Source organism: Paucimonas lemoignei, assembly GCF_004342585.1.
GTDB lineage: Bacteria > Pseudomonadota > Gammaproteobacteria > Burkholderiales > Burkholderiaceae_D > Paucimonas > Paucimonas lemoignei.
Map to the genome: position 1 here is coordinate 426,201 of NZ_SLZQ01000002.1, position 19,974 is coordinate 446,174.

General features: G+C 57.1%; 24 protein-coding genes. 11 read left to right on the forward strand and 13 right to left on the reverse strand.

Features of this window, described 5'->3' with window-relative positions:
* Window positions 1-3 precede the first annotated feature (3 nt).
* From EDC30_RS05220 to aroG, 3 genes are all read left to right on the forward strand, one after another.
* Window positions 4-825, forward strand: coding sequence for a carbon-nitrogen hydrolase family protein (locus tag EDC30_RS05220; RefSeq protein ID WP_132257720.1), 822 nt, complete (start codon window positions 4-6; stop codon window positions 823-825).
* A 116-nt stretch (window positions 826-941) separates the two neighbouring features.
* Entirely contained in the window at window positions 942-2,402 is a 1,461-nt protein-coding gene (tldD, locus tag EDC30_RS05225) for a metalloprotease TldD (RefSeq protein ID WP_132257721.1), read from the forward strand.
* Between the two features lie 278 nt (window positions 2,403-2,680).
* Window positions 2,681-3,754, forward strand: coding sequence for a 3-deoxy-7-phosphoheptulonate synthase AroG (aroG, locus tag EDC30_RS05230; RefSeq protein WP_132257722.1), 1,074 nt, complete (start codon window positions 2,681-2,683; stop codon window positions 3,752-3,754).
* 148 nt (window positions 3,755-3,902) lie between these two features.
* Here the strand turns inward: aroG and EDC30_RS05235 are convergent, their stop codons facing one another.
* From EDC30_RS05235 to EDC30_RS05245, 3 genes are read right to left on the reverse strand one after another with little or no spacing between them, the layout of a single operon-like run.
* Complete coding sequence (locus EDC30_RS05235; protein ID WP_132257723.1) at window positions 3,903-4,547, reverse strand: TIGR02281 family clan AA aspartic protease; 645 nt, start codon at window positions 4,545-4,547, stop codon at window positions 3,903-3,905.
* The gene (locus EDC30_RS05240) at window positions 4,519-4,842 is read right to left on the reverse strand and encodes a hypothetical protein (protein ID WP_132257724.1); all 324 of its coding nucleotides are present in this window, start codon (window positions 4,840-4,842) and stop codon (window positions 4,519-4,521) included. Before EDC30_RS05240 ends, EDC30_RS05235 begins: the two co-directional genes overlap by 29 nt.
* Before the next feature lie 25 nt (window positions 4,843-4,867).
* Window positions 4,868-5,353, reverse strand: a complete 486-nt coding sequence (locus EDC30_RS05245) for a YajQ family cyclic di-GMP-binding protein (protein WP_132257725.1) — start codon at window positions 5,351-5,353, stop codon at window positions 4,868-4,870.
* A gap of 184 nt (window positions 5,354-5,537) precedes the next feature.
* Between EDC30_RS05245 and murB the strand changes: the two genes are divergently transcribed.
* A complete protein-coding gene (murB, locus tag EDC30_RS05250) occupies window positions 5,538-6,566 on the forward strand; it encodes a UDP-N-acetylmuramate dehydrogenase (protein ID WP_132257726.1) in 1,029 nt (342 codons plus the stop codon).
* Window positions 6,567-6,762: 196 nt separating this feature from the next.
* Here the strand turns inward: murB and ppnP are convergent, their stop codons facing one another.
* From ppnP to argF, 3 genes are read right to left on the reverse strand one after another with little or no spacing between them, the layout of a single operon-like run.
* Window positions 6,763-7,077 carry a pyrimidine/purine nucleoside phosphorylase gene (ppnP, locus tag EDC30_RS05255; RefSeq protein ID WP_132257727.1) on the reverse strand — a complete coding sequence of 105 codons (315 nt, stop codon included), beginning with the start codon at window positions 7,075-7,077 and terminating at the stop codon, window positions 6,763-6,765.
* A gap of 29 nt (window positions 7,078-7,106) precedes the next feature.
* Window positions 7,107-8,447 (reverse strand): argininosuccinate synthase, encoded by a 1,341-nt coding sequence (gene argG / locus EDC30_RS05260; protein WP_132257728.1) that lies wholly within the window; start codon window positions 8,445-8,447, stop codon window positions 7,107-7,109.
* Window positions 8,448-8,488: 41 nt separating this feature from the next.
* Window positions 8,489-9,403 carry an ornithine carbamoyltransferase gene (argF, locus tag EDC30_RS05265; protein WP_132257729.1) on the reverse strand — a complete coding sequence of 305 codons (915 nt, stop codon included), beginning with the start codon at window positions 9,401-9,403 and terminating at the stop codon, window positions 8,489-8,491.
* 194 nt (window positions 9,404-9,597) lie between these two features.
* Here argF and EDC30_RS05270 point away from each other — a divergent pair, with 194 nt between their 5' ends.
* The 3 genes from EDC30_RS05270 (at window position 9,598) to EDC30_RS05280 (ending at window position 12,001) form a co-directional block, all read left to right on the forward strand.
* A complete protein-coding gene (locus EDC30_RS05270) occupies window positions 9,598-10,149 on the forward strand; it encodes a GbsR/MarR family transcriptional regulator (protein ID WP_132257730.1) in 552 nt (183 codons plus the stop codon).
* Window positions 10,150-10,257: 108 nt separating this feature from the next.
* Window positions 10,258-11,523: an SDR family oxidoreductase gene (locus EDC30_RS05275; protein WP_243656657.1), complete on the forward strand. Its 1,266-nt coding sequence runs from the start codon at window positions 10,258-10,260 to the stop codon at window positions 11,521-11,523.
* Window positions 11,524-11,530: 7 nt separating this feature from the next.
* Complete coding sequence (locus EDC30_RS05280; RefSeq protein WP_132257732.1) at window positions 11,531-12,001, forward strand: DUF2269 family protein; 471 nt, start codon at window positions 11,531-11,533, stop codon at window positions 11,999-12,001.
* An 11-nt stretch (window positions 12,002-12,012) separates the two neighbouring features.
* Here EDC30_RS05280 and rsgA read toward each other — a convergent pair whose 3' ends face one another.
* From rsgA to EDC30_RS05295, 3 genes are read right to left on the reverse strand one after another with little or no spacing between them, the layout of a single operon-like run.
* Window positions 12,013-12,906 (reverse strand): ribosome small subunit-dependent GTPase A, encoded by an 894-nt coding sequence (gene rsgA, locus EDC30_RS05285; protein WP_132257733.1) that lies wholly within the window; start codon window positions 12,904-12,906, stop codon window positions 12,013-12,015.
* Window positions 12,906-13,268: a 4a-hydroxytetrahydrobiopterin dehydratase gene (locus EDC30_RS05290; protein ID WP_132257734.1), complete on the reverse strand. Its 363-nt coding sequence runs from the start codon at window positions 13,266-13,268 to the stop codon at window positions 12,906-12,908. Before EDC30_RS05290 ends, rsgA begins: the two co-directional genes overlap by 1 nt.
* 19 nt (window positions 13,269-13,287) lie before the next feature.
* Window positions 13,288-14,553 (reverse strand): M48 family metallopeptidase, encoded by a 1,266-nt coding sequence (locus EDC30_RS05295; RefSeq protein WP_132257735.1) that lies wholly within the window; start codon window positions 14,551-14,553, stop codon window positions 13,288-13,290.
* Window positions 14,554-14,597: 44 nt separating this feature from the next.
* On the opposite strand from EDC30_RS05295, the gene orn reads away from it, so the two are divergent.
* Window positions 14,598-15,188: an oligoribonuclease gene (gene orn / locus EDC30_RS05300; protein ID WP_132257736.1), complete on the forward strand. Its 591-nt coding sequence runs from the start codon at window positions 14,598-14,600 to the stop codon at window positions 15,186-15,188.
* A 129-nt stretch (window positions 15,189-15,317) separates the two neighbouring features.
* Here the strand turns inward: orn and EDC30_RS05305 are convergent, their stop codons facing one another.
* Window positions 15,318-16,007 (reverse strand): UPF0149 family protein, encoded by a 690-nt coding sequence (locus EDC30_RS05305; RefSeq protein WP_132257737.1) that lies wholly within the window; start codon window positions 16,005-16,007, stop codon window positions 15,318-15,320.
* Window positions 16,008-16,098: 91 nt separating this feature from the next.
* On the opposite strand from EDC30_RS05305, the gene EDC30_RS05310 reads away from it, so the two are divergent.
* A complete protein-coding gene (locus EDC30_RS05310; protein WP_424446900.1) occupies window positions 16,099-17,082 on the forward strand; it encodes a serine/threonine protein kinase in 984 nt (327 codons plus the stop codon).
* Window positions 17,083-17,147: 65 nt separating this feature from the next.
* Here EDC30_RS05310 and EDC30_RS05315 read toward each other — a convergent pair whose 3' ends face one another.
* The 3 genes from EDC30_RS05315 to EDC30_RS05325 are packed head-to-tail and all read right to left on the reverse strand — an operon-like array spanning window position 17,148 to window position 18,308.
* Complete coding sequence (locus tag EDC30_RS05315; protein ID WP_132257739.1) at window positions 17,148-17,486, reverse strand: hypothetical protein; 339 nt, start codon at window positions 17,484-17,486, stop codon at window positions 17,148-17,150.
* Between the two features lie 41 nt (window positions 17,487-17,527).
* The gene (locus EDC30_RS05320) at window positions 17,528-17,941 is read right to left on the reverse strand and encodes a response regulator transcription factor (RefSeq protein WP_132257740.1); all 414 of its coding nucleotides are present in this window, start codon (window positions 17,939-17,941) and stop codon (window positions 17,528-17,530) included.
* 10 nt (window positions 17,942-17,951) lie between these two features.
* Complete coding sequence (locus tag EDC30_RS05325; protein WP_132257741.1) at window positions 17,952-18,308, reverse strand: Hpt domain-containing protein; 357 nt, start codon at window positions 18,306-18,308, stop codon at window positions 17,952-17,954.
* Window positions 18,309-18,604: 296 nt separating this feature from the next.
* On the opposite strand from EDC30_RS05325, the gene EDC30_RS05330 reads away from it, so the two are divergent.
* Window positions 18,605-19,294: a hypothetical protein gene (locus EDC30_RS05330; protein ID WP_207907210.1), complete on the forward strand. Its 690-nt coding sequence runs from the start codon at window positions 18,605-18,607 to the stop codon at window positions 19,292-19,294.
* Window positions 19,287-19,973, forward strand: a complete 687-nt coding sequence (locus EDC30_RS05335) for a hypothetical protein (protein ID WP_132257742.1) — start codon at window positions 19,287-19,289, stop codon at window positions 19,971-19,973. Before EDC30_RS05330 ends, EDC30_RS05335 begins: the two co-directional genes overlap by 8 nt.
* The last annotated feature ends 1 nt before the right edge of the window (window position 19,974 follow it).

The following is a 19,974-nucleotide window of genomic DNA, read 5'->3' on the forward strand; positions in this document are numbered from 1 at the left end:
GCCATGACTAATTCAATACAAAACAAGGCTGTCAAAGTCGCCGCAGTGCAGATGGTTTCGACGCCTGTGGTGGAAGAGAATTTCACAACCGCGCGCCGCCTGATTGCCGATGCGGTCGGGCAGGGGGCGCAACTGGTGCTGCTGCCGGAATACTGGCCGGTCATGGGCATGCAGGATGTGGACAAGGTCAAGCTGGCCGAGGCGCTCGATGGCGGCCCGATCCAGCAATTCATGTCGGCGATCGCCCGTGAGCACGGCATCTGGCTGATCGGCGGCACGCTGCCGCTGGTGGCGCAGGAGGCGGGCAAGGTCATGAATGCCACGCTGGTGTACGGGCCGGATGGCGCGATGGTGTCACGGTACGACAAGATCCACCTGTTCAGCTTTACCAAGGGCGAGGAATCCTACGACGAGTCGAAAACCATCGTGCATGGCAAGGATGTCACGGTCTTCGGCGCGCCTTTCGGCGAGGTCGGCCTGTCGGTCTGCTACGACTTGCGCTTCCCGGAACTCTATCGCGCCATGGGGCCGGTGTCGCTGATCGTCGTGCCGGCAGCGTTCACCTATACGACGGGACGCGCGCACTGGGAAATCCTGTTGCGCGCCCGCGCCATCGAAAATCAGTGCTATGTCCTCGCAGCTGCCCAGGGAGGCAAGCATGTCAACGGCCGTCGTACCTGGGGACATAGCATGCTGGTCGATCCCTGGGGCGAGATCAAGGCGGTCTTGCCGGAAGGCGAGGGCGTGGTGCTGGGCGATATCGATGCCGCCGAACTGGCACGCGTACGTGAGAACTTGCCAGCATTGCGCCATCGCAAGTTATAAGCTCTCCATCATGGCGATGCCTCGGCAAGGCGGCAGCACCGCTTTGCAGGATGCTCTACAATGAGTTTTTGCCCGGCTGATTTTCCGGTCCGGTAACTTTTACTTTCAGCGCGCACATGAAACCATTCGAACCCAATCTCGCTACGCTTGCCACTGCCCGCGACATCCTGCTCACGCCATTCGGCCTGGATGAATCGAAGCTGCTGACCGCGCTGGGCACCATGTTCACGCACAAGGTCGATTACGCCGACCTGTATTTCCAGTTCACGAAGAATGAAGGCTGGAGCCTGGAAGAGGGAATCGTCAAGACCGGCAGCTTCTCGATCGATCAGGGCGTCGGTGTGCGCGCGGTGTCGGGCGACAAGACGGCGTTTTCCTATTCCGACGAGATTTCCGAGCGCGCGCTGAATGAGGCTGCTGCGGCGACGCGTACCATCGCACGCCAGGGTGCGGGCAAGATCCAGGTGGCGCAAGCCATCCAGCCGGGCGGCGGGCGCAACCTGTACTTGCCGAACGATCCGCTGGTGTCGCTGGACGCCACCCAGAAAGTCAAGCTGCTGGAAAAGGTGGAGCGCATTGCCCGTGCGCGCGATCCGCGCGTAGTGCAGGTCATGGCCGGTTTGGCCGGTGAATACGATGTCGTGCTGGTGGTGCGCAGCGATGGCGTGCTCGCCGCCGATATCCGTCCCCTGGTGCGCCTGTCCGTCACCGTTATTGCCGAACAGGATGGCCGGCGCGAGGTCGGCTCTTCCGGCGGCGGTGGGCGCTACCGCTACGATTACTTCACCGATGAACTGCTGGAAAAATATGCGACCGAAGCGGTGAATTCCGCGCTGGTCAATCTGGATGCGCGCCCTGCGCCGGCCGGCCCGATGACCGTTGTGCTGGGTAATGGCTGGCCAGGCGTATTGCTGCACGAAGCAATCGGTCATGGACTAGAAGGCGATTTCAACCGCAAGGGTTCGAGCACCTTCTCCGGTCGCATCGGCGAGCGCGTCGCCGCCAAGGGCGTGACGGTGGTGGATGACGGCACTCTGGCGGATCGCCGCGGCTCGCTCAACATGGATGACGAAGGCAATCCGACCCAGTGCACCACGCTGATCGAGGATGGCATCCTGAAGGGCTATATCCAGGACACGCTGAACGCGCGCCTGATGAAGATGGCGATCACAGGCAACGCGCGCCGCGAATCCTTCGCCCACCTGCCGATGCCGCGCATGACCAATACCTACATGCTGGCCGGCGACAAGGATCCGGCGGAAATCATCGCATCGGTCAAGAATGGCCTTTATGCCGTGAACTTCGGCGGTGGCCAGGTCGACATCACCAACGGCAAGTTCGTGTTCTCGGCCAGCGAAGCCTACATGATCGAGGATGGCAAGGTGACTTACCCGGTCAAGGGCGCGACCCTGATCGGTAATGGCCCGGAAGTCCTGAATCGGGTATCGATGATCGGCAATGACATGAAGCTGGACCCGGGCATCGGCGTCTGCGGCAAGGAAGGACAGAGCGTACCGGTTGGCGTCGGCCAGCCGACCATGCGCATCGACGGCATGACGGTCGGCGGTACAGCATAAGGAAATGCCCGGCAAAGGCCCGGGCATTTTTGCTAAAATGGGACACAAACTTGCCAAGAGGCTCGATTTGTAGCAATATTTCCCCATCAGCGAAGTATTTTGGTAATCCCGATGACAATCGCCCGCTTTTATTTCTGGTTTTACTTTAGCTATTCCAGCCCGATGGCGGTGGAAAAGCGGTAAGCGCGCGAATAAACAAGCCCTAAACCGATTTCTGAAAAAACCGCCAGTGATGGCGGTTTTTTCGTTTATACAGATTTAATTTACTGGAGAAAAAGATGCCGCGCACTGACGATCTGAGGATCCGAGAATTGAAAGAACTGACACCTCCCTCGCACCTGATCCGCGAGTTTCCGTGCTCGGCAAAAGTTGGCGAAGTCGTCGCCAACGCGCGCACCTCCCTGCATCGTATCCTGCACGGCCAGGATGACCGCCTGATGGTGGTGATCGGCCCATGCTCCATCCATGATCCCAAGGCAGCGATGGAATACGCCAATCTGCTGCTCAAGGCACGCCAGCGTTATGCCGGCGAACTGGAAGTCGTCATGCGCGTGTATTTCGAAAAACCGCGCACCACGGTTGGCTGGAAAGGCTTGATCAACGATCCGTACATGGACAACAGCTTCCGCATTAATGACGGCTTGCGCATGGCGCGCGAACTGCTGGTCAATATCAACGAGCTGGGTCTGCCGGCCGGCACCGAATTCCTCGACGTGATCAGTCCGCAGTATTTCGCCGACCTGATCAGCTGGGGCGCGATCGGCGCCCGCACGACCGAATCGCAAGTGCACCGTGAACTGGCCTCGGGCCTGTCGTGCCCGGTCGGCTTCAAGAACGGCACCGATGGCAACGTCAAGATCGCTGTCGATGCGATCAAGGCCGCATCGCAGCCGCACCATTTCCTTTCGGTGACCAAGGGCGGTCACTCGGCAATCGTGTCAACGTCCGGTAATGAGGATTGCCATATCATCCTGCGCGGCGGCAAGGCGCCGAACTATGATGCGGAGAGCGTGGATGCGGCTGCTAAGGCGATTGCCGCCAGCGGCCTGGCCTCGCGCCTGATGATCGATGCTTCCCACGCCAACAGCAGCAAGAAGCCGGAGAATCAGGTGCCGGTGTGCGCCAATATCGGCGAGCAGATCGCCGCAGGCGATACCCGTATCGTCGGCGTGATGGTCGAATCGAACCTGGTGGCGGGCCGCCAGGATCTCGTCGAAGGCAAGGAACTGGTCTATGGCCAATCGATCACTGATGGCTGCATCAGCTGGGATCAAAGCTTGGGCGTGCTGGAAGTGTTGGCTGCGGCAGTCAAGCAGCGCCGGCTCAAGGAAGGTTCTAAAGAAGAAGGTTAACAGGCTGCGAAAGTGCCGCTGCTGCAAAACCGGTAGCGGCATATTCTGCCGAAAGCAAAAACGGGCGCATACTTTGCGCCCGTTTTTTATTTGCCGGATGCCGTGCCGGCACTACATTGAAAAACCTCGCCGAGCGGCTTTGAAAAGATTAATAGCGCTTGGACAGCGTCAGCATATCGCCTTCCCGGCGCATTGACGTCCGGTTCAGAAATGACATCCCAAGCAGTGTGATCGGCAAGCCTTCTTCATGTACGGTGGCATCAACCTGATTGAGCTGAATATCGCCGATCCTGACTGAGTCGAGCGTGACCCGGTATACCACCTTGACGCCGTTGGCCGTGCTGGAATAACCCTGTCGCCCCTGCTTGTAATTGATGCCGAGGCGCGTTGCATCGCTGGCCGGGATGGCAATCAGGCTGGCGCCGGTATCGACCAGCATGCGCACCGTGCCGCCATTGATCTGGCCGTGCGTAAGATAGTGGCCCTGGCTATCCGGGTGCAGCGTGATGCTGGCCGGGCCGGAAGGAGAGGTACGGTTGAAATGTTCGCCGAGCTTCAGGGTTTGCCGCTTGCCATTCTGTTCGAGGACGGCAGATTCGGTACCGACGCTGGTGAGTTTGATGCCATCGGTGACGGTATTCCCAACCGAATAGGTCTTGGGAGCGGCGCCATTGACGACCAGGACAGCCTTGCCCGGAAAAACACCGACCAGATCGATGTCGGCGGCGGCAGCGTTGCCGGCTAGTGACAAGCCCGCGAGCAGGCTAACTAGTACGCATGAAGTCGAGCGCATGGCGGGAAATGTTCGTGGCAAACAAGGGTTCGGGCAGGATTTCCTGATGCAGGCGCAGCAGGGTATGGATCTCATCCCATACTTCCGGCGGAAAGCCTGCGCGGCCGCCACGCTCGTCGAGCGTCAGCTTGGTGAAGTAGGTATTCAGTTCCTTGTAGCCCCACAACGCCTGGATGGCCGACAGGATGTGGGGGAACTGCGCTTCCAGCGCACACTGGCAGGGCGCCGCCCCGTCACCCGGACTCGCTACTTCAGCCGTCGGCGGATTCGAAGCGGGGAAACGGTAGCGCGGCATAATGCTCTCCCAGTAATTTGCCATGCTAGTCACGGAAATTGTTGAATTCCAGCGGCAAGTCGGTCACTTCTTTCTTCAGCAAGGCAATGGCGGCCTGCAGGTCGTCGCGCTTGGCGCCGGCGATCCGTACGGCTTCGCCCTGGATGCTGGCTTGCACTTTCATCTTGCTGTCCTTGATGATACGGACGATTTTCTTGGCGGCGTCGGACTCGATGCCGTTCTTGATCTTGATGACTTGCTTGACCTTGTCGCCGCCGATTTTCTCGATCTTGCCGTTGTCCATGAAACGCACATCGACGCTACGCTTAGTCATCTTTGCCATGAGTACGTCACGGACCTGGTTCAGCTGGAATTCCGAATCGGCATAGGCAGTCAGTTCGCGCTCTTTTTGTTCAACGCGCGCATCGCTTCCCTTGAAATCGAAACGGGTCGAGATTTCCTTGTTCGCCTGGTCTACAGCATTTTTCACTTCAACCAGGTTAGCTTCGGAAACAACATCAAATGAAGGCATGACTTTCCATCCTTGTAAATCTATGGGAGCAGCGGCCGAGATGCCGCAAACAATTGTTTATTGATTAATTGCCAATTCTAGCGAAGTCGACCTGCGGTGGCTAGACCTGCGCAGAGAATCGCCTATTAATTTCGGGAGATATCAGTCGTGCCGCGAATGCAGTGGGCGACTATAATCGCCTTCTATGACTGCCATTTCTTATATTCAATCCGATTTTTCTTTGCAAGACCACAATACTTTTGGTATTCAGGCAACTGTGAAACGATATGTAACAATTGGTTCGGTAGAAATGTTGCAAAAAGCGTTACGGTCGCCAGCATTATCCGGGTTGCCACGTCTAGTATTAGGTGGTGGCAGCAATATCCTGCTGACGCGTGATTTTCCTGGCGTAGTGCTGCATATGTGCATGAAAGGCATCGACATTGTGGGGGAAGATGCCGAGGCAACATATGTAAAAGCCGCAGGTGGCGAGAACTGGCATCAGTTTGTTTTGTGGACGCTGGCCCAGGGATTGGGCGGGCTGGAAAATCTCTCTCTGATTCCGGGAAGCGTGGGAGCGGCACCGATCCAGAACATCGGCGCCTATGGTGCGGAAGTCAAGGATTGCTTTCATTCTGCGACCATATTCGATCTCGAAAGCGGCACAGTTTTGCGCCTGGATAAAGCAGCCTGTGCGTTTGGCTACCGTGACAGCATCTTCAAGCATGCCTTGCGCGACCGCGCCATCGTCCTGGATGTAACGTTTGCCTTGCCCAGGAAATGGGAAGCCAATTTACGCTATGCGGAACTGGAGCAGGAAATTGCCTCGCGTGGACTGGACAGCCCTAGCCCGAAAGATATCAGCGATGCCGTCATCGCCATCCGCACGCGCAAGTTGCCTGATCCGGCGGTGATCGGCAATGCCGGCAGTTTTTTCAAGAATCCGGTGGTGCCGGCACAGCAGCGTCATGCCTTGCTGGAGCACTTTCCGCAATTGATCAGCTATCCGCAGGCAGATGGCACGTACAAGCTTGCCGCCGGCTGGCTGATCGATCAGTGTGGCTGGAAGGGCAGGAGCCTCGGCGCGGCGGGCGTGTATGACAAGCAGGCGCTGGTGCTGGTGAACCGGGGCGGGGCATCCGGCCAGGAAGTACTGGCGTTAGCGCGCCGAATCCAGGAAGACGTGCAAGCGCGTTTTGGTGTGCTCATTGAGCCCGAGCCGGTGATCGTTTGAGCGATGACCATTGCAGTTAAGTGCTCGCCTGGTTCTTTTGTCTCCTACGTTGCCGGCGTATCGCGTCAGTGATCGGCCTTGCCAGTACTTCAGGCTTGCCATTCACAATTGCACCGCACAAAAACAAAGGGCTGGTTGAAGCAGGCATCCGCCCGCCACAACCAGCCCTGATCGCGCTATCTGCGCTTTCTATTTATTAGCCAAAGTGGCAGACGTAGTCCAGCGTTTCCAGGGTTTCGATGTCGAAGCTGGAATTGCCCGGCACGTTGAAGCTCTGGCCACCTTCGTAATTCTTCCATTCGGTTTCACCCTTCAGGCGGATGCGGCATTTTCCGGCATTCAGTTCCATGATTTCCGGTGCGCCGGTATTGAAGGTCAGCGACGACGGGAAGATCACACCGATGGATTTCTTCGTGCCGTCGGCGAACTGGATGTTGTGCGAGACGCACTTGCCGTCGAAGTAGATGTTGGCTTTCTTGACGACGGAAACGTTATCGAATTGGGTAGTCATGATGTCGTATGGATTGTGAATGGTGATTCTTATTTGTCGCCGTCCTTGGTCAGGCGCGGCAGGGCGACCGAGGAGTTCGCGTTCAGCAGGCCGACATCGTTGTAGATGCCCAGCTTGTTGCGAGTGTCGGTGATATCCAGATTGCGCATGGTCAGCTGGCCGATACGGTCTTGCGGGGTGAAAGGCGCGTCTTCCACTTTTTCCATCGACAGGCGTTCCGGTGCGTAGGTGAGATTCGGCGACTCGGTGTTCAGAATCGAGTAGTCGTTACCGCGGCGCAGTTCCACGGTCACTTCGCCGGTGACGGCGCGGGCGACCCAGCGCTGCGACGCTTCGCGCAGCATGATGGCTTGCGGGTCGAACCAGCGGCCCTGGTACAGCAGGCGGCCGAGCTTGCGGCCGTTTTCGCGGTATTGCTCGATGGTGTCTTCGTTATGGATGCCGGTGACCAGGCGCTCGTAGGCGATGAACAGCAGCGCCAGGCCCGGGGCTTCGTAAATGCCGCGGCTCTTGGCTTCGATGATGCGGTTTTCGATCTGGTCGCTCATGCCCAGACCGTGGCGGCCGCCGATGCGGTTCGCTTCCATCAGCAGGTCGACCGCATTGGCAAAGGTGATGCCGTTGAGCGCGACCGGACGGCCTTCTTCGAAACGCACCGTTACTTCTTCGCGCTTGACTTCGACGTCATCGCGCCAGAACGCCACGCCCATGATCGGCTGGACAATTTTCATGCCGCTGTTGAGATGCTCGAGGTCTTTCGCCTCGTGCGTGGCGCCCAGGATATTGGAGTCAGTCGAATAAGCTTTTTCGACCGACATCTTGTAGTCGAAACCGGACTTGATCAGGAATTCCGACATTTCCTTGCGGCCGCCGAGTTCCTGGATGAAGGTGTCATCGAGCCACGGCTTGTAGATGCGCAGAGCCGGGTTGACCAGCAGACCGTAGCGGTAGAAGCGCTCGATGTCGTTGCCCTTGAAGGTGGAGCCGTCGCCCCAGATGTCGACGTTATCTTCCTGCATGGCGGCCACCAGCATGGTGCCGGTGACGGCGCGGCCCAGCGGCGTGGTGTTGAAGTAAGTGACGCCGGCGGTGGAGATGTGGAAAGCGCCGCTTTGCAGGGCGGCTATGCCTTCGGCGACCAGCTGTTCGCGGCAATCGATCAGGCGCGCTTGCTCGGCGCCGTATTGCTTGGCTTTTTTCGGGATGGCGTCGTAATCCGGCTCGTCTGGTTGTCCCAGGTTTGCGGTGTACGCGTAGGGAATCGCGCCTTTCTGGCGCATCCAGTGCAGCGCGGCGCTGGTGTCGAGGCCGCCGGAAAAGGCGATGCCCACTTTTTGGTTGACGGGAACGGACTGAAGAATGGTCGACATGATTTCTGCTTCGCGTACTTAAGGTAAATAAATAGGAGTGTTCAGCTGAGCCTGCCCAACACCAGATATTCCAGCAAGGCCTTTTGCACATGCAGGCGGTTCTCGGCTTCATCCCAGACTACCGACTGCGGGCCATCGATGACTTCGGCCGCGACTTCCTCGCCGCGGTGCGCCGGCAGGCAGTGCATGAAGAGGGCATCGGGACGGGCGCGCTTCATCTTGGCGGCATCGACGATCCAGCCGTCGAAAGCTTTCAGGCGCGCGGCGTTTTCTTCCTCGAAGCCCATGCTAGTCCAGACATCGGTGGTGACGAGGTCTGCGTCCTGGCAAGCGTCGGAGGGATTGGCAAAGAAGGTATAGCGATCATTATCCGGCGCCACCAGCGACTGGTCGATCGGATAGCCTTCCGGAGTCGATACATTGACATGGAAGCCGAACACCTGCGCGGCCTGCAGCCAGGAATAGAGCATATTGTTGGCGTCGCCTACCCAGGCCACGGTCTTGCCGGCGATGGAACCGCGATGCTCGATATAGGTAAAGACATCGGCCAGCACCTGGCAGGGATGGTGCTCGTTGGTCAAGCCATTAATGACCGGCACGCGTGAATGCTTGGCGAAGCGCTCGATGATCTCCTGGCCGAAGGTGCGGATCATGATCACGTCGCACATGCGCGACATGACTTGTGCCGCATCTTCTACCGGTTCGCCGCGGCCAAGCTGGCTGTCGCGCGTGTTCAGGTAAATGGCCGCGCCGCCCATTTGATGCATGCCGGCTTCAAACGACAGGCGGGTACGCGTCGAATTCTTTTCGAATACCATGACCAGCGTACGGTCGGCCAGCGTCGGATGCGGTTCGTAATTCTTGAACTTTTGTTTGATGATGCGGGCACGTGCGATGACGTACTCGTATTCGTCGAGCGTGAAGTCCGAAAATTGCAGGAAATGTTTGATTGCCATAAATGGAAACGGCGGCAAGGGTGGCGCCTGCCGCCGGTAAATTTGCTGTAACTGCTTCAATTATAAGAGTTTTGTGGCGGGAATGACAGAAGGGAAAAAGAACTCATTGGTTTAGCGCAGAGCGTCATTAATAATTCAATGGTTTCTATAATTTCAGTATTGACTGAAATTATAGAAAAGCGTAGGTTATTGACATGGAACTCACACCGATCTCGCAAAAATTTGTACTGCACTGGGGGGAAATGGGATCCCGCTGGGGCGTGAACCGCACCGTCAGCCAGATCCATGCGCTCTTGTACATTACCGGCAAGCCCATGCATGCCGAGGAAATCGCCGAGACCCTGGGCGTGGCGCGGTCGAATGTGTCGACGAGCCTGAAAGAGCTGCAAAACTGGAAGCTGGTGAAAGTCGCGCACATCATGGGCGACCGGCGCGATCACTTTGAGACTTCGCTGGATATCTGGGAACTGTTCAGGACGATCGTCCGCGAGCGCAAGACGCGCGAGCTTGACCCGACGATTGGCACCTTGCGTGAATGCTTGGGCAGCCCGGAGCTGGCGCAGGAGGACAAGGCGGCGCAGCAGCGTATTGCCGAAACCCTGGCACTCATGGAAACGCTGACTTCGTGGACCGATGAAATGCTGCGGCTGGAGCCGGCGACCCTGATGAAGCTGTTGAAGATGGGCGCAACGGTGCAAAAGTTTGTACGCGGAGATAATCGTAGCGGTAGCAAGTCGGAGGAATAACGCAGGAAATTTTTTTGCTCATGAATTTCTGTTTTAACAGAAATTACGAAAAATTTTGATGTGTTAATCCATTAATTCCGGATCGTGCAATACAGCGAAGGAGGCAGCGTGAAAATTCTGGTTTGCGGCGCCAGCGGCTTCATCGGACAGCATCTTTGTGTTTCGCTGGTCAAGGCTGGGCATGAAGTCGTGCATGGCGTTCGCAAGCCAGAGAGGCCTTCGGACGTGGCAATGGATTATGGGCGCGATCTGGATCCTGAAACATGGCTGCCGCGACTGGCTGGCGTGGATGCCGTCATTAATGCGGTAGGCATTCTGCAGGAGATTGGTCAACGGCGTTTCGATGCCATTCATCGCGATGCGCCCATTGCATTGTTCAAGGCGTGTGAAATGGCGGGTGTCAGACGTGTGATCCAGATTTCGGCACTGGGCGGCGCAAATGAGATGGGTTCGACGCTCTATATGCGCAGCAAGCGTGAAGCGGATGCCTATCTGCGGCAAACCAGCCTCGACTGGAGCATCCTGCGGCCCTCGCTGATCGTGGGCGCGGATGGCGCCAGCAGCAGACTGTTTCGCGTGTTCGCGAGCCTGCCGGTGATCGGCTTGCCAGGGAAGGGGCTACAGCTTCTGCAGCCTGTTCATATCGACGACATTTGCGCTGCCGTGCTGAACTTGCTGGAATCATCCGAACCCACTCGTCAAGTGATTGCCGCGGTCGGCCCCGAGGCAATGACTTATCGCGGCATGCTGCAGGCTTATCGTGATGCGATGCAGCTTGCGCCGCCGATCTGGTTGCCGGTGCCGATGTTCTTCATGAACATGGCGGCGTGGCTGGCGGCGCTGTTTCCGGCAAGCGTACTGTCACCGGTCTCCCTGCGCATGCTGGAGGAAGGGAATGTGGCAGATAGCGCAAAGTTCTCGCGACTGCTGGGGCATAAGCCGCGTGGTGCCGATGCTTGGTTCTCGGGCTTGTCGCCGGACATGCTGAGGACGCAGGCAATTGCAGCCTGGTCTTTGCCCCTATTCCGCCTGGCGCTGGCACTGGTGTGGATCATTACCGGCGTACTGTCCTTGGGGATTTTTCCGGTCGACCAAAGCCTGGACTTGCTGCGGCGAGTCGGCTTGCATAATGTCGTTGCGGATATCGCGCTCTATGGCGCGGCGCTGCTCGATCTGGCTTTTGGTCTGGCCACGCTGCTTGCGTCAGGGCGTCTGCTCTGGCGGCTACAAATGGCGCTCATCGCGGGTTACACAATCATCATTTCAATTTTCTTGCCCGAATATTGGCTGCATCCGTTCGGGCCGATTTTGAAAAACATTGCGATTCTGGCACTGCTGATCGTGTTGGATGCATTTGAAACCAGGAAGGGGTGACTTGATCGTGTCCACTTATTTGCTACTCAAGACGCTGCACATTTTATCGTCCGTGGTATTGGTCGGCGTCGGTTTCGGCTCGGCCTTTTATCTGTTCTGTGTCAATCGCAGCAAGAGCGTGGAGGCGCAAGCCATCGTTGCGCGCTTCGTCGTACTGGCCGACTGGATTTTCACGACGCCGGCTGTGATCCTGCAACCTGTTACCGGCATCGCGCTGCTGCATATGGCCGGCTGGTCGATCAGTACACCATGGGTGGCGTGGTCTTTCATCCTGTACTTCATCACGGGCGCATGCTGGCTGCCGGTGGTGTGGCTGCAGATCCGCATGCGACGCATGGCTGAACATGCTGCCAAGACTGGCGGGCCACTGCCGATACTTTACTGGCGTTATGCGCGGTGGTGGGAAGGCCTCGGCTATCCGGCGTTTGCCTGCATGATGGTGGTGTATTTCCTGATGGTGAATAAGCCAAGCCTTTGAAAAGAGCTTGTTCAATACCCGATCTTCTGCGACGCTTCGTGCACCAGTTGTCGATACAAGTCGTGACGTATCTCGGTAATCTCGCCTGACTGAACCGCTTCCAGTACTGCGCAGGATGGTTCATTCAGGTGATGGCAATTGTAGAACTTGCATTTGCCCAGATGTGGCGCGAATTCGACAAAGGCGCGCTCCATCATGCCTTCGGTCAGGTGATAGAGACCGAACTCCTGAAAGCCGGGCGAGTCGATCACGCTGGTGGTCTCATCGATTTTGTACAACCGGGTAAACGTCGTAGTGTGTTTGCCGGTATCGAGTGCGGCGGAAATTTCGCGCGTGGCGATCTCGACATCTGGCACGAGCAGGTTGATCAGCGAGGATTTGCCCATGCCGGACTGGCCGATGAAAATCGAGCTCTCGCCATGCAGCAGCGGCTCCAGAATGGCGCGCGTGGCATCAGGAGCGGCACGCACGGACACTTCATGAATCGGATAGCCCAGTCCAGCATATAGCGCGACGCGTTCACGTGCCTTCGGCAAGAGTTCCACCACATCGGTCTTGTTGAGGATGATCTGGACTTTGATGCCGGCAGCTTCGGCAGCAATCAGCGAACGCGACACGAGGTCATCGGAAAAGCCCGGTTCGGTCGCCACGACGATGAACAGTTGAGTAAGATTCGCTGCCAGCAGTTTCGACTTGTACTGGTCGGAACGGAACAGCAGCGTCTTGCGCTCGTCGATGGCTTCGATGACGGCCTGATCGGGCGAGGTTTGTTTTACCTGGACCCGGTCACCGACGGCGACATCGCTTTTCTTGCCACGCGTGACGCAATGAAGCAGCTTGCCATCGACTTCGCCGAGATAGTGGCGGCCATGCGCGGCAATTATGGTTGCAGTCAGATGAGCCATCAGGACTTCGATTCGCTATACGATCCGGCGTAGATGGCATCCACCTTGGCAGCACAAATAAAGTCGTTTTCCGACAGGCCGCCTTGGCCTGCATTGACTGAATGCGTGTGGTACTTCACGGTGCAATGGTTGTAAGTGATATTCAAGACCGGGTGGTGATCTTCGGCATGGATCATGTACGCGATGGCGTTGACGAAGGCGAGCGTCTCGTAATAGTTCTTGAAATCGAAGCGGCGCGTTACCCTGCCATCCTGGATTTGCCAGGCAGGAACGGCGGCCAGGTATTCCTGCACTTGCGCGTCGCTCAGTGCCGCCTGCTGGTGATGGCATTTCTTCGTCAGTAATTCAGCTGTCGTGATCATTGGGACTCCAGGATTGCCGTTATGCCGACCGTGCCGTGAGCAGGCGCTCGATGCGCAACGACGCCGGCGGATGCGAGTCGTAGAAAGCCGAGTGCAACGGGTCGGGCGTCAGCGTCGAGGCATTGTCTTCGTACAGCTTGACCAGCGCGCTGACCAGGTCGGATGCGCTGCTGTGCTTGGCGGCGAAGGCGTCGGCTTCGAATTCATGCTTGCGCGAGCTGAGCGAAGCGATCGGCGAGAACAGGAAGGTGAACACCGGCAGCGCCAGCGAGAACAGGATCAGTGCCATGGCATCGTTGCTGGCGCCCATCTGCGGATCGACGCCCAGGCCGGTGTAGAACCAGACCTGGGTCTTGAGATAGCCGAGCAGGGCCAGGAAAGCCAGCGACAGTGCGAAGATCACGACGATGCGCTTGACGATATGCTTCATCTTGAAGTGGCCCAGCTCATGTGCCAATACAGCTTCGACTTCCTGCGGCGCCAGGCGCGAGAGCAGGGTGTCGAAAAAGACGATGCGCTTGGCGGCGCCAAAGCCGGAAAAGTAGGCATTGCCGTGCGCGCTGCGCTTGGAGCCATCCATGACGAACAAGCCCTTGGAAGCGAAGCCGACGCGATGCATCAGATTCTCGATGCGGGTTTTCAAACTCTCGTCTTCCAGCGGCGTGAATTTATTGAACATCGGCGCGATGACGGTGGGATAGAGCACCAGCATCAGTAACTGGAAGCCGCACCACACCAGCCAGGCATACAGCCACCAGAGGTCGCCGGCCTTGTCCATCAAGGTCAGGATGACCCACACCAGCGGCAGGCCGATGGCGGCGCCAAGCCCCACGCCCTTGACCATGTCCCTGAAGAACAGGGCAGGCGTCATCTTGTTGAAGCCGAATTTCTGTTCCAGGCCGAACTGGGAATAATAATTGAAGGGCAAGTCCACTAGGCCGGAGATAACAGCAAAGGCCGCCAGCAAGGCGATTTGATATGTCATGCCGGGGCCGGTAAGATCGAGGATCGTCGTCGACAGCCACTGTAGGCCGCCGAGGAAAGTAAAGCCGATCAGGACAGCGGCATTTACGACCAGCATGACCATGCCCAGCTTGACTTTGGCTATGGTGTAATCGGCAGCTTTCTGGTGGGCAGTCAGCGAGATTTTTTCCGCGAACTGGGCCGGCACGGCATGGCGGTGCGCCAGAATATGGCGGATCTGGCGCGAGCTGAGCCAGAAGCGCACGGCGAGGGTCGCGACGAGAAAAGCGATGAATAAAAGCGAAAACGCGTAAGAATTCATTCTTGGCCTATGAGAAAATAGCGGACTTCCAAGGAAAAACAATTATGTCACAACCTACTGATTTGCAAGCCACGGTGCCGGCCAATCCGGCGCGTCCCAATGAATTCAACCTGGTCTGGGTCGATATGGAAATGACTGGCCTGGACCCCGACAATGACCGCATCATCGAAGTCGCGGTGGTGGTGACCGACCCGAATCTGAACGTTCTGGCTGAGGGGCCGGTATTTGCAATCCATCAACCGGATGAAGTCCTGGACAAGATGGATGCCTGGAACAAGGGAACCCATGGCCGTTCTGGTCTGATCGACAGGGTGAAGGCATCAACCGTATCGGAAGCCGATGCCGAAAGCGCCATCATTGCGTTCTTGAAGCATTTCGTCCCTGCGGGCAAATCCCCGATGTGCGGTAATTCCATTTGCCAGGATCGCCGCTTCATGGTGCGTGGAATGCCCAAGCTCGAAGCCTTCTTCCACTATCGGAACCTTGATGTTTCTACTTTGAAGGAATTGTGCCGGCGCTGGAAACCGGAACTGGCCACCGGTTTCAAAAAACATCAAAAGCATACCGCCCTGGCTGACATCATTGAATCGGTCGAAGAACTGAAATATTACCGCGAGCATTTCATCAAGCTGTAATGCCGATTGTGTGAACTGCGCTTGCCCGTTACTGGCAGGCGCAGTCGCTTTGCGAAGCAAGCTGGTAACCAGTTTCAATCAGTTCAAACATTGCTATTTTCGCGAAGCTCACAGATTTCGGCATCAAGCTTACGCCGCATCGGAACCGCAGCATTTCTTGTACTTCTTCCCGCTGCCGCAAGGGCAGTCGTCGTTGCGGCCAATCTTGGCTTCCTTACGTTCCACAGTAGTAACGGCTGACTTGCGGTGCGGCTGCCAGAATTTATGGATCGCGGGAATTGCCGCTTCCACTTCGATCGCCAGTTTATTCCGCTTGACGGGATCGTCCACCAGCGGCATTTCCTCTTCTTCGATCTCTTCAGCGCCGAGCAAATAAATCGAACGCATCAGCGGTTCCAGGTTGGAATCCCAGATCGGCTCCCACGCATCGGCACGCAAGTCCACGCCTTCCAGGAAGCCCCAGGCCCACGCTTCGCCATCGATCAATTGCTTGCCTTCATATTCGAATTCGCAATACAGCGGTTCGAAATCCTTCGGCGCCACCTCGAAAGTCATCATGACTTCATTCATGTAACGCGCAATCAGGCTCGTGATGCGCGCCGCTTCCTTTTCCGACTTGAATTGCGGCGGCTTGCCTTCGGCGCCCCAGACGCGCGGCAGCCATTCCTGCATCAACACTTCCTGCGGGCCGATTGCCAGGGCGGTCAGGTAGCCATGCAGGCTATCCATGGTCATGCCGTCTTCGGCGCAACGGTCGGACAGCAAAAACTGGTCAAGCTCGTCGAATTCCTTGTCTGTGAGCGGTTGTTCGATATTCATAGGTATGTGATGTCTGGCAGGTGCTGAAAACCGGCACCTTACCACTTTACGGCGTGAGACGCATTTGCGCCGTACAATTGCAAGCATGATTATGCCCGCCACCCCCAATTTTTCGGATCTGACGCCTGACACTGTTCTCGACGCCCTCGATAGCATCGGCCTGTACAGTGACGGCCGCCTGCTGGCGCTCAACAGTTATGAAAACCGCGTGTACCAGATCGGCATGGAAGAGGGACCGCCGCTGGTGGCGAAGTTCTACCGGCCAAACCGCTGGAGCGATGCGGCGATTCTGGAAGAACATGCATTTGTCGATGAACTGGCGGAGCGCGAAATTCCGGCCGTTCCTGCATTGAAACCGCTTGGGGAAAGCCTGCATCATTTCGAGGGATTCCGCTTTGCCGTGTTTCCTCGTCATGGCGGCCGTGCACCGGAAGTGGAGGACCCAGCCGTGCTTGAGTGGATAGGACGTTTCATCGGCCGCATCCATGCAGTCGGGGCAGTCCGCTCGTATGACGAGCGCCCGCGTCTGGATATCGTCAGTTTCGGTGAAGAGCCGCGCGACTATCTGCTGACCCACGACTTCATTCCTTTGGAACTGCGTGAGGCGTACAGCAGTGTCGCGGCGCAGGCGATTCAAGGTGTGCGATTCTGTTTTGACCGCGCAGGTGAGGTGGACAATATTCGCCTGCATGGTGACTGCCATTGCGGCAACGTGCTCTGGACCGATGACGGTCCGCATTTCGTCGACTTCGACGATAGCCGCATGGGACCGGCAATCCAGGATTTATGGATGCTGCTTTCGGGTGAGCGTGAAGACCGGGTGCGGCAACTTTCCGATCTGCTGGCCGGTTACGAGGATTTTGTCGAACTCAATCCGCGTGAATTGCACCTCATTGAAGCCTTGCGCACGCTGCGTTTGCTGCACTATTCGGCGTGGCTCGCCATGCGCTGGGATGATCCGGCGTTCAAGCTGGCGTTTCCCTGGTTTGGCACGCAGCGTTACTGGCAAGACCGGATCCTCGAGTTGCGGGAGCAGGTTGCGCTGATGGAGGAGCCGCCGCTCTGGCCCGCTTGATCTGGTGTTATTCGAGCGTCAGGCGGTTGTAAGCAAGCTGCGGCAGGCACCGAAGGATCTGTAACTCAGACCTTTTTACCGCCGCTGGCCAGCTTGTCCAACGCATTGATGATCTCGTCGGCATCTGTTCCGCTATTGGCAGCCAGGACCGCGCGCTCGATGGCATCGTCACGTCCGGTCTTGGGAAAGAAATCGAGCAGATAATCACCATTTTCCACAGCGGCCGCATTGCGCTGGTCATCTTTGGCAAGGCGCCTCACATACCAGACCGCATAGCCATTAGACTCTTCGCAGCAATACACTTCGGCATAGTGGAACGGGCCAAGCGGAAATTCGTCCGGGTCGGTATGCCAGACGACCTTGCGCCACAGGTGATTTTTTTTCGATTCAGCGATGGTGTGCATGTTGCATCCTTGTCTTTCCCGCAGTCGGAGGCTTTGGCCGGTCAGCCAGGCATGCCCGCCCGATGCCGGGTCTTCTTCAGGCAAGCTTCCATCGCCTGGATGAGTTTTGCCGCGGTAAATGGCTTCACGATGAAGGCGCTGGCTCCGGACAATTTGGCCTCCTCGACATTATCGACGGTCGACAGGGCGCTGACAATGACGATGCCGATATCCGGATAATGCGTTCGCAGTTTTTGCGCGACCTGATTGCCGTTCAGCTTGGGCATGTCGATATCGAGAAAGGCAATTTGTGGCTTGAGCGTCGAGCAAAGCTCGAATGCGCGTTCGCCGTCGGATGCTTCACCTACCACGATGCACGATTGCTCCTGCAGCAGCAGGCGCAGCACGGTGCGAGTCGTCGCATCGTCGTCGGCAATGAAGATGCGGATAGTGCTGTTCCTTCCGAAAGTTGCCATCGGAGTCTCGCTATGCCTGCAACATGCCGCGGATCTTGGTTTCCAAGTGCTTGTACGCCGTTTCTATGTTCTGCAATTGCTGGCTGAGTTTGTCCAGGGCGCCATTGCGGCAATCCTGTTCGAGCGCCAGGCATTGCGCAGCCAGCGCTGGCGCACCGATCGAAGCGCTGCTGCCGCCAAGCGAATGCGCTACCCGCGCTGCCTGGGCGGCATCGCCGCCGGCGGCGGCCTCGCGTAACGCGGCAATACGTTTTGGGCTGTCAGCGAGATAGAGTTCGGCGAGCATGGAAAAGTCTTCCCCGAACGTCTCGCGCATGGATTCCAGTTCATCCTGGCTGCTGATATCCGCAGCGGCAACCATTGTCATAGCTATGTCCTGACTAAATCGTTTGTCAAAGCATCGCGTGGATGTCTGGCGGCGTCCCCATGCTCTGCTTATTATTTGTGCAATTTTTTACACATATTAAGCGATCATCCGAGAAGTTGGCAAAAACTTTTCAGGCACTGAAATAATTTGCGCGCCTGCGACATATGGCTAAGTCCGGGATTCAGCTATTTCGATTGTGGTTGCCGATAAATTAACTTTTAAGTAATCTACCCACCTAAATACCGACACGACCAATCGTGCACAACAATAAACAATAAGAATTCAAGGGGGGAGGCATGTCGAACATTGCCGGTAAAGCCTATGCCATGAGCGTGATCACGCCGATCCGCTGGTACATGACCTGGATTAACAAGCTGTTCTTCTGGATCGCGCAAAAGCGCAAGTCCACTCTCAAGGGATTGATCACGCTGTCGCTGATTCACTACGCGCGCTGGGTCGTCGTCGGCCGCAAGCAGTTTCCACATCTGCATCCGGACCAGCCGAAGGAAGACCTGCATTACAGCTACATGCTTTTCTTCAGTAACTTCAATGGCAGCTGGGACCAGTATGTCGATTCCTTCACGTTTTCGATCCCCAGCGGGCTCGACCTGTTCTGGAAATGGAATGTCCGTTATCCGCGCTCGGTGCCACTGACGCCGTTTCACGAATACATCCGCTACAACCAGATCGAGACGACGCACTATTACAGCGCCTATCCGCTGGCTTCTTCCAACGATATCAAGGCGGCAAAAAAGGTCCGGCAAGCGGTGATGGATTTCGACAGCAGTTGCAGCGACGCGTCGCCGGACGAATTCATGAAGCAATACAAGGGATTGCTACGCAATCTGCAAAACGATCTCGGCGACATGCGGCCCACGCCGATCGTCAGCATGTCCGCCCATCAGGTGGAAAAACGGCGGCAGCGCGATGTGCGCAAGGAAGAAGAACGCCTGGCGGCGCTGCAGGAGGAACGCAAACATGCCTAACAAGAGTGGCAATGCCTATGCCCTGACCATCCTGTCGCCGATCAGGAATGGTCATCTGGATGAAGTCTCCTATGCGGATGTCGTGCGCAGCCGGCTGGACGCCTGGAATTTGCTGGAAAACAGTCCGATGGCGCGCGTGCCGCAAACCTATCTGTGCCGTTATTTCGTGCTGGATGATGTATTTACCCAGTCGCTGGCAGGCGCGGATGTGTTCGGCACCTGGTTCGATTTTCTCTCAATTTTTTCAGACAATGCCCGGCGGCGCGCTTTGCCGCGCGAAGACCATCTGAAGTCGAAATACCTGGTGTTCTCCTGTAATTTTCATGGCGACCTGGAGGCGTACCTGCGCGGCATGTGGCTGGCCATCGGCAATGAGATCCGCCATGCCTGGGAATTCTGTTATGCCTTCGACCAGGTGCGCAATGCCGAGGATTTCATCGCCTACATGAAGAAGTGCCAGCTGACCGCTTCACTGTTCTTCGTCGGCTCGAACGACGATCCGCTCGAAGAACAATTGAAGTCGCTTTACCTCAAGCAGGAACTCGGCAAGTTTGCCATTGACCATCAGGGATGGCCTGCGGCGGAATTGCAGCAAGCTTGGCGCGAGTTCGTCGCGCGCGTCCAACCTGACAATCTTGCAGGACCAAGCTGGACGCCCGGGCAGTACCGTTTACGTTAGG

What these genes read in the sequence shown, in the direction of transcription:
- EDC30_RS05220 (WP_132257720.1), top strand. Translation starts at nt 4, where the DNA reads ATGACTAATTCAATACAAAACAAGGCTGTCAAAGTCGCCGCAGTGCAG.
- tldD (WP_132257721.1), top strand. Translation starts at nt 942, where the DNA reads ATGAAACCATTCGAACCCAATCTCGCTACGCTTGCCACTGCCCGCGAC.
- aroG (WP_132257722.1), top strand. Translation starts at nt 2,681, where the DNA reads ATGCCGCGCACTGACGATCTGAGGATCCGAGAATTGAAAGAACTGACA.
- EDC30_RS05235 (WP_132257723.1), bottom strand. Translation starts at nt 4,547, where the DNA reads ATGCGCTCGACTTCATGCGTACTAGTTAGCCTGCTCGCGGGCTTGTCA.
- EDC30_RS05240 (WP_132257724.1), bottom strand. Translation starts at nt 4,842, where the DNA reads ATGCCGCGCTACCGTTTCCCCGCTTCGAATCCGCCGACGGCTGAAGTA.
- EDC30_RS05245 (WP_132257725.1), bottom strand. Translation starts at nt 5,353, where the DNA reads ATGCCTTCATTTGATGTTGTTTCCGAAGCTAACCTGGTTGAAGTGAAA.
- murB (WP_132257726.1), top strand. Translation starts at nt 5,538, where the DNA reads ATGACTGCCATTTCTTATATTCAATCCGATTTTTCTTTGCAAGACCAC.
- ppnP (WP_132257727.1), bottom strand. Translation starts at nt 7,077, where the DNA reads ATGACTACCCAATTCGATAACGTTTCCGTCGTCAAGAAAGCCAACATC.
- argG (WP_132257728.1), bottom strand. Translation starts at nt 8,447, where the DNA reads ATGTCGACCATTCTTCAGTCCGTTCCCGTCAACCAAAAAGTGGGCATC.
- argF (WP_132257729.1), bottom strand. Translation starts at nt 9,403, where the DNA reads ATGGCAATCAAACATTTCCTGCAATTTTCGGACTTCACGCTCGACGAA.
- EDC30_RS05270 (WP_132257730.1), top strand. Translation starts at nt 9,598, where the DNA reads ATGGAACTCACACCGATCTCGCAAAAATTTGTACTGCACTGGGGGGAA.
- rsgA (WP_132257733.1), bottom strand. Translation starts at nt 12,906, where the DNA reads ATGGCTCATCTGACTGCAACCATAATTGCCGCGCATGGCCGCCACTAT.
- EDC30_RS05290 (WP_132257734.1), bottom strand. Translation starts at nt 13,268, where the DNA reads ATGATCACGACAGCTGAATTACTGACGAAGAAATGCCATCACCAGCAG.
- EDC30_RS05295 (WP_132257735.1), bottom strand. Translation starts at nt 14,553, where the DNA reads ATGAATTCTTACGCGTTTTCGCTTTTATTCATCGCTTTTCTCGTCGCG.
- orn (WP_132257736.1), top strand. Translation starts at nt 14,598, where the DNA reads ATGTCACAACCTACTGATTTGCAAGCCACGGTGCCGGCCAATCCGGCG.
- EDC30_RS05305 (WP_132257737.1), bottom strand. Translation starts at nt 16,007, where the DNA reads ATGAATATCGAACAACCGCTCACAGACAAGGAATTCGACGAGCTTGAC.
- EDC30_RS05310 (WP_424446900.1), top strand. Translation starts at nt 16,099, where the DNA reads ATGCCCGCCACCCCCAATTTTTCGGATCTGACGCCTGACACTGTTCTC.
- EDC30_RS05315 (WP_132257739.1), bottom strand. Translation starts at nt 17,486, where the DNA reads ATGCACACCATCGCTGAATCGAAAAAAAATCACCTGTGGCGCAAGGTC.
- EDC30_RS05320 (WP_132257740.1), bottom strand. Translation starts at nt 17,941, where the DNA reads ATGGCAACTTTCGGAAGGAACAGCACTATCCGCATCTTCATTGCCGAC.
- EDC30_RS05325 (WP_132257741.1), bottom strand. Translation starts at nt 18,308, where the DNA reads ATGACAATGGTTGCCGCTGCGGATATCAGCAGCCAGGATGAACTGGAA.
- EDC30_RS05330 (WP_207907210.1), top strand. Translation starts at nt 18,605, where the DNA reads ATGTCGAACATTGCCGGTAAAGCCTATGCCATGAGCGTGATCACGCCG.
- EDC30_RS05335 (WP_132257742.1), top strand. Translation starts at nt 19,287, where the DNA reads ATGCCTAACAAGAGTGGCAATGCCTATGCCCTGACCATCCTGTCGCCG.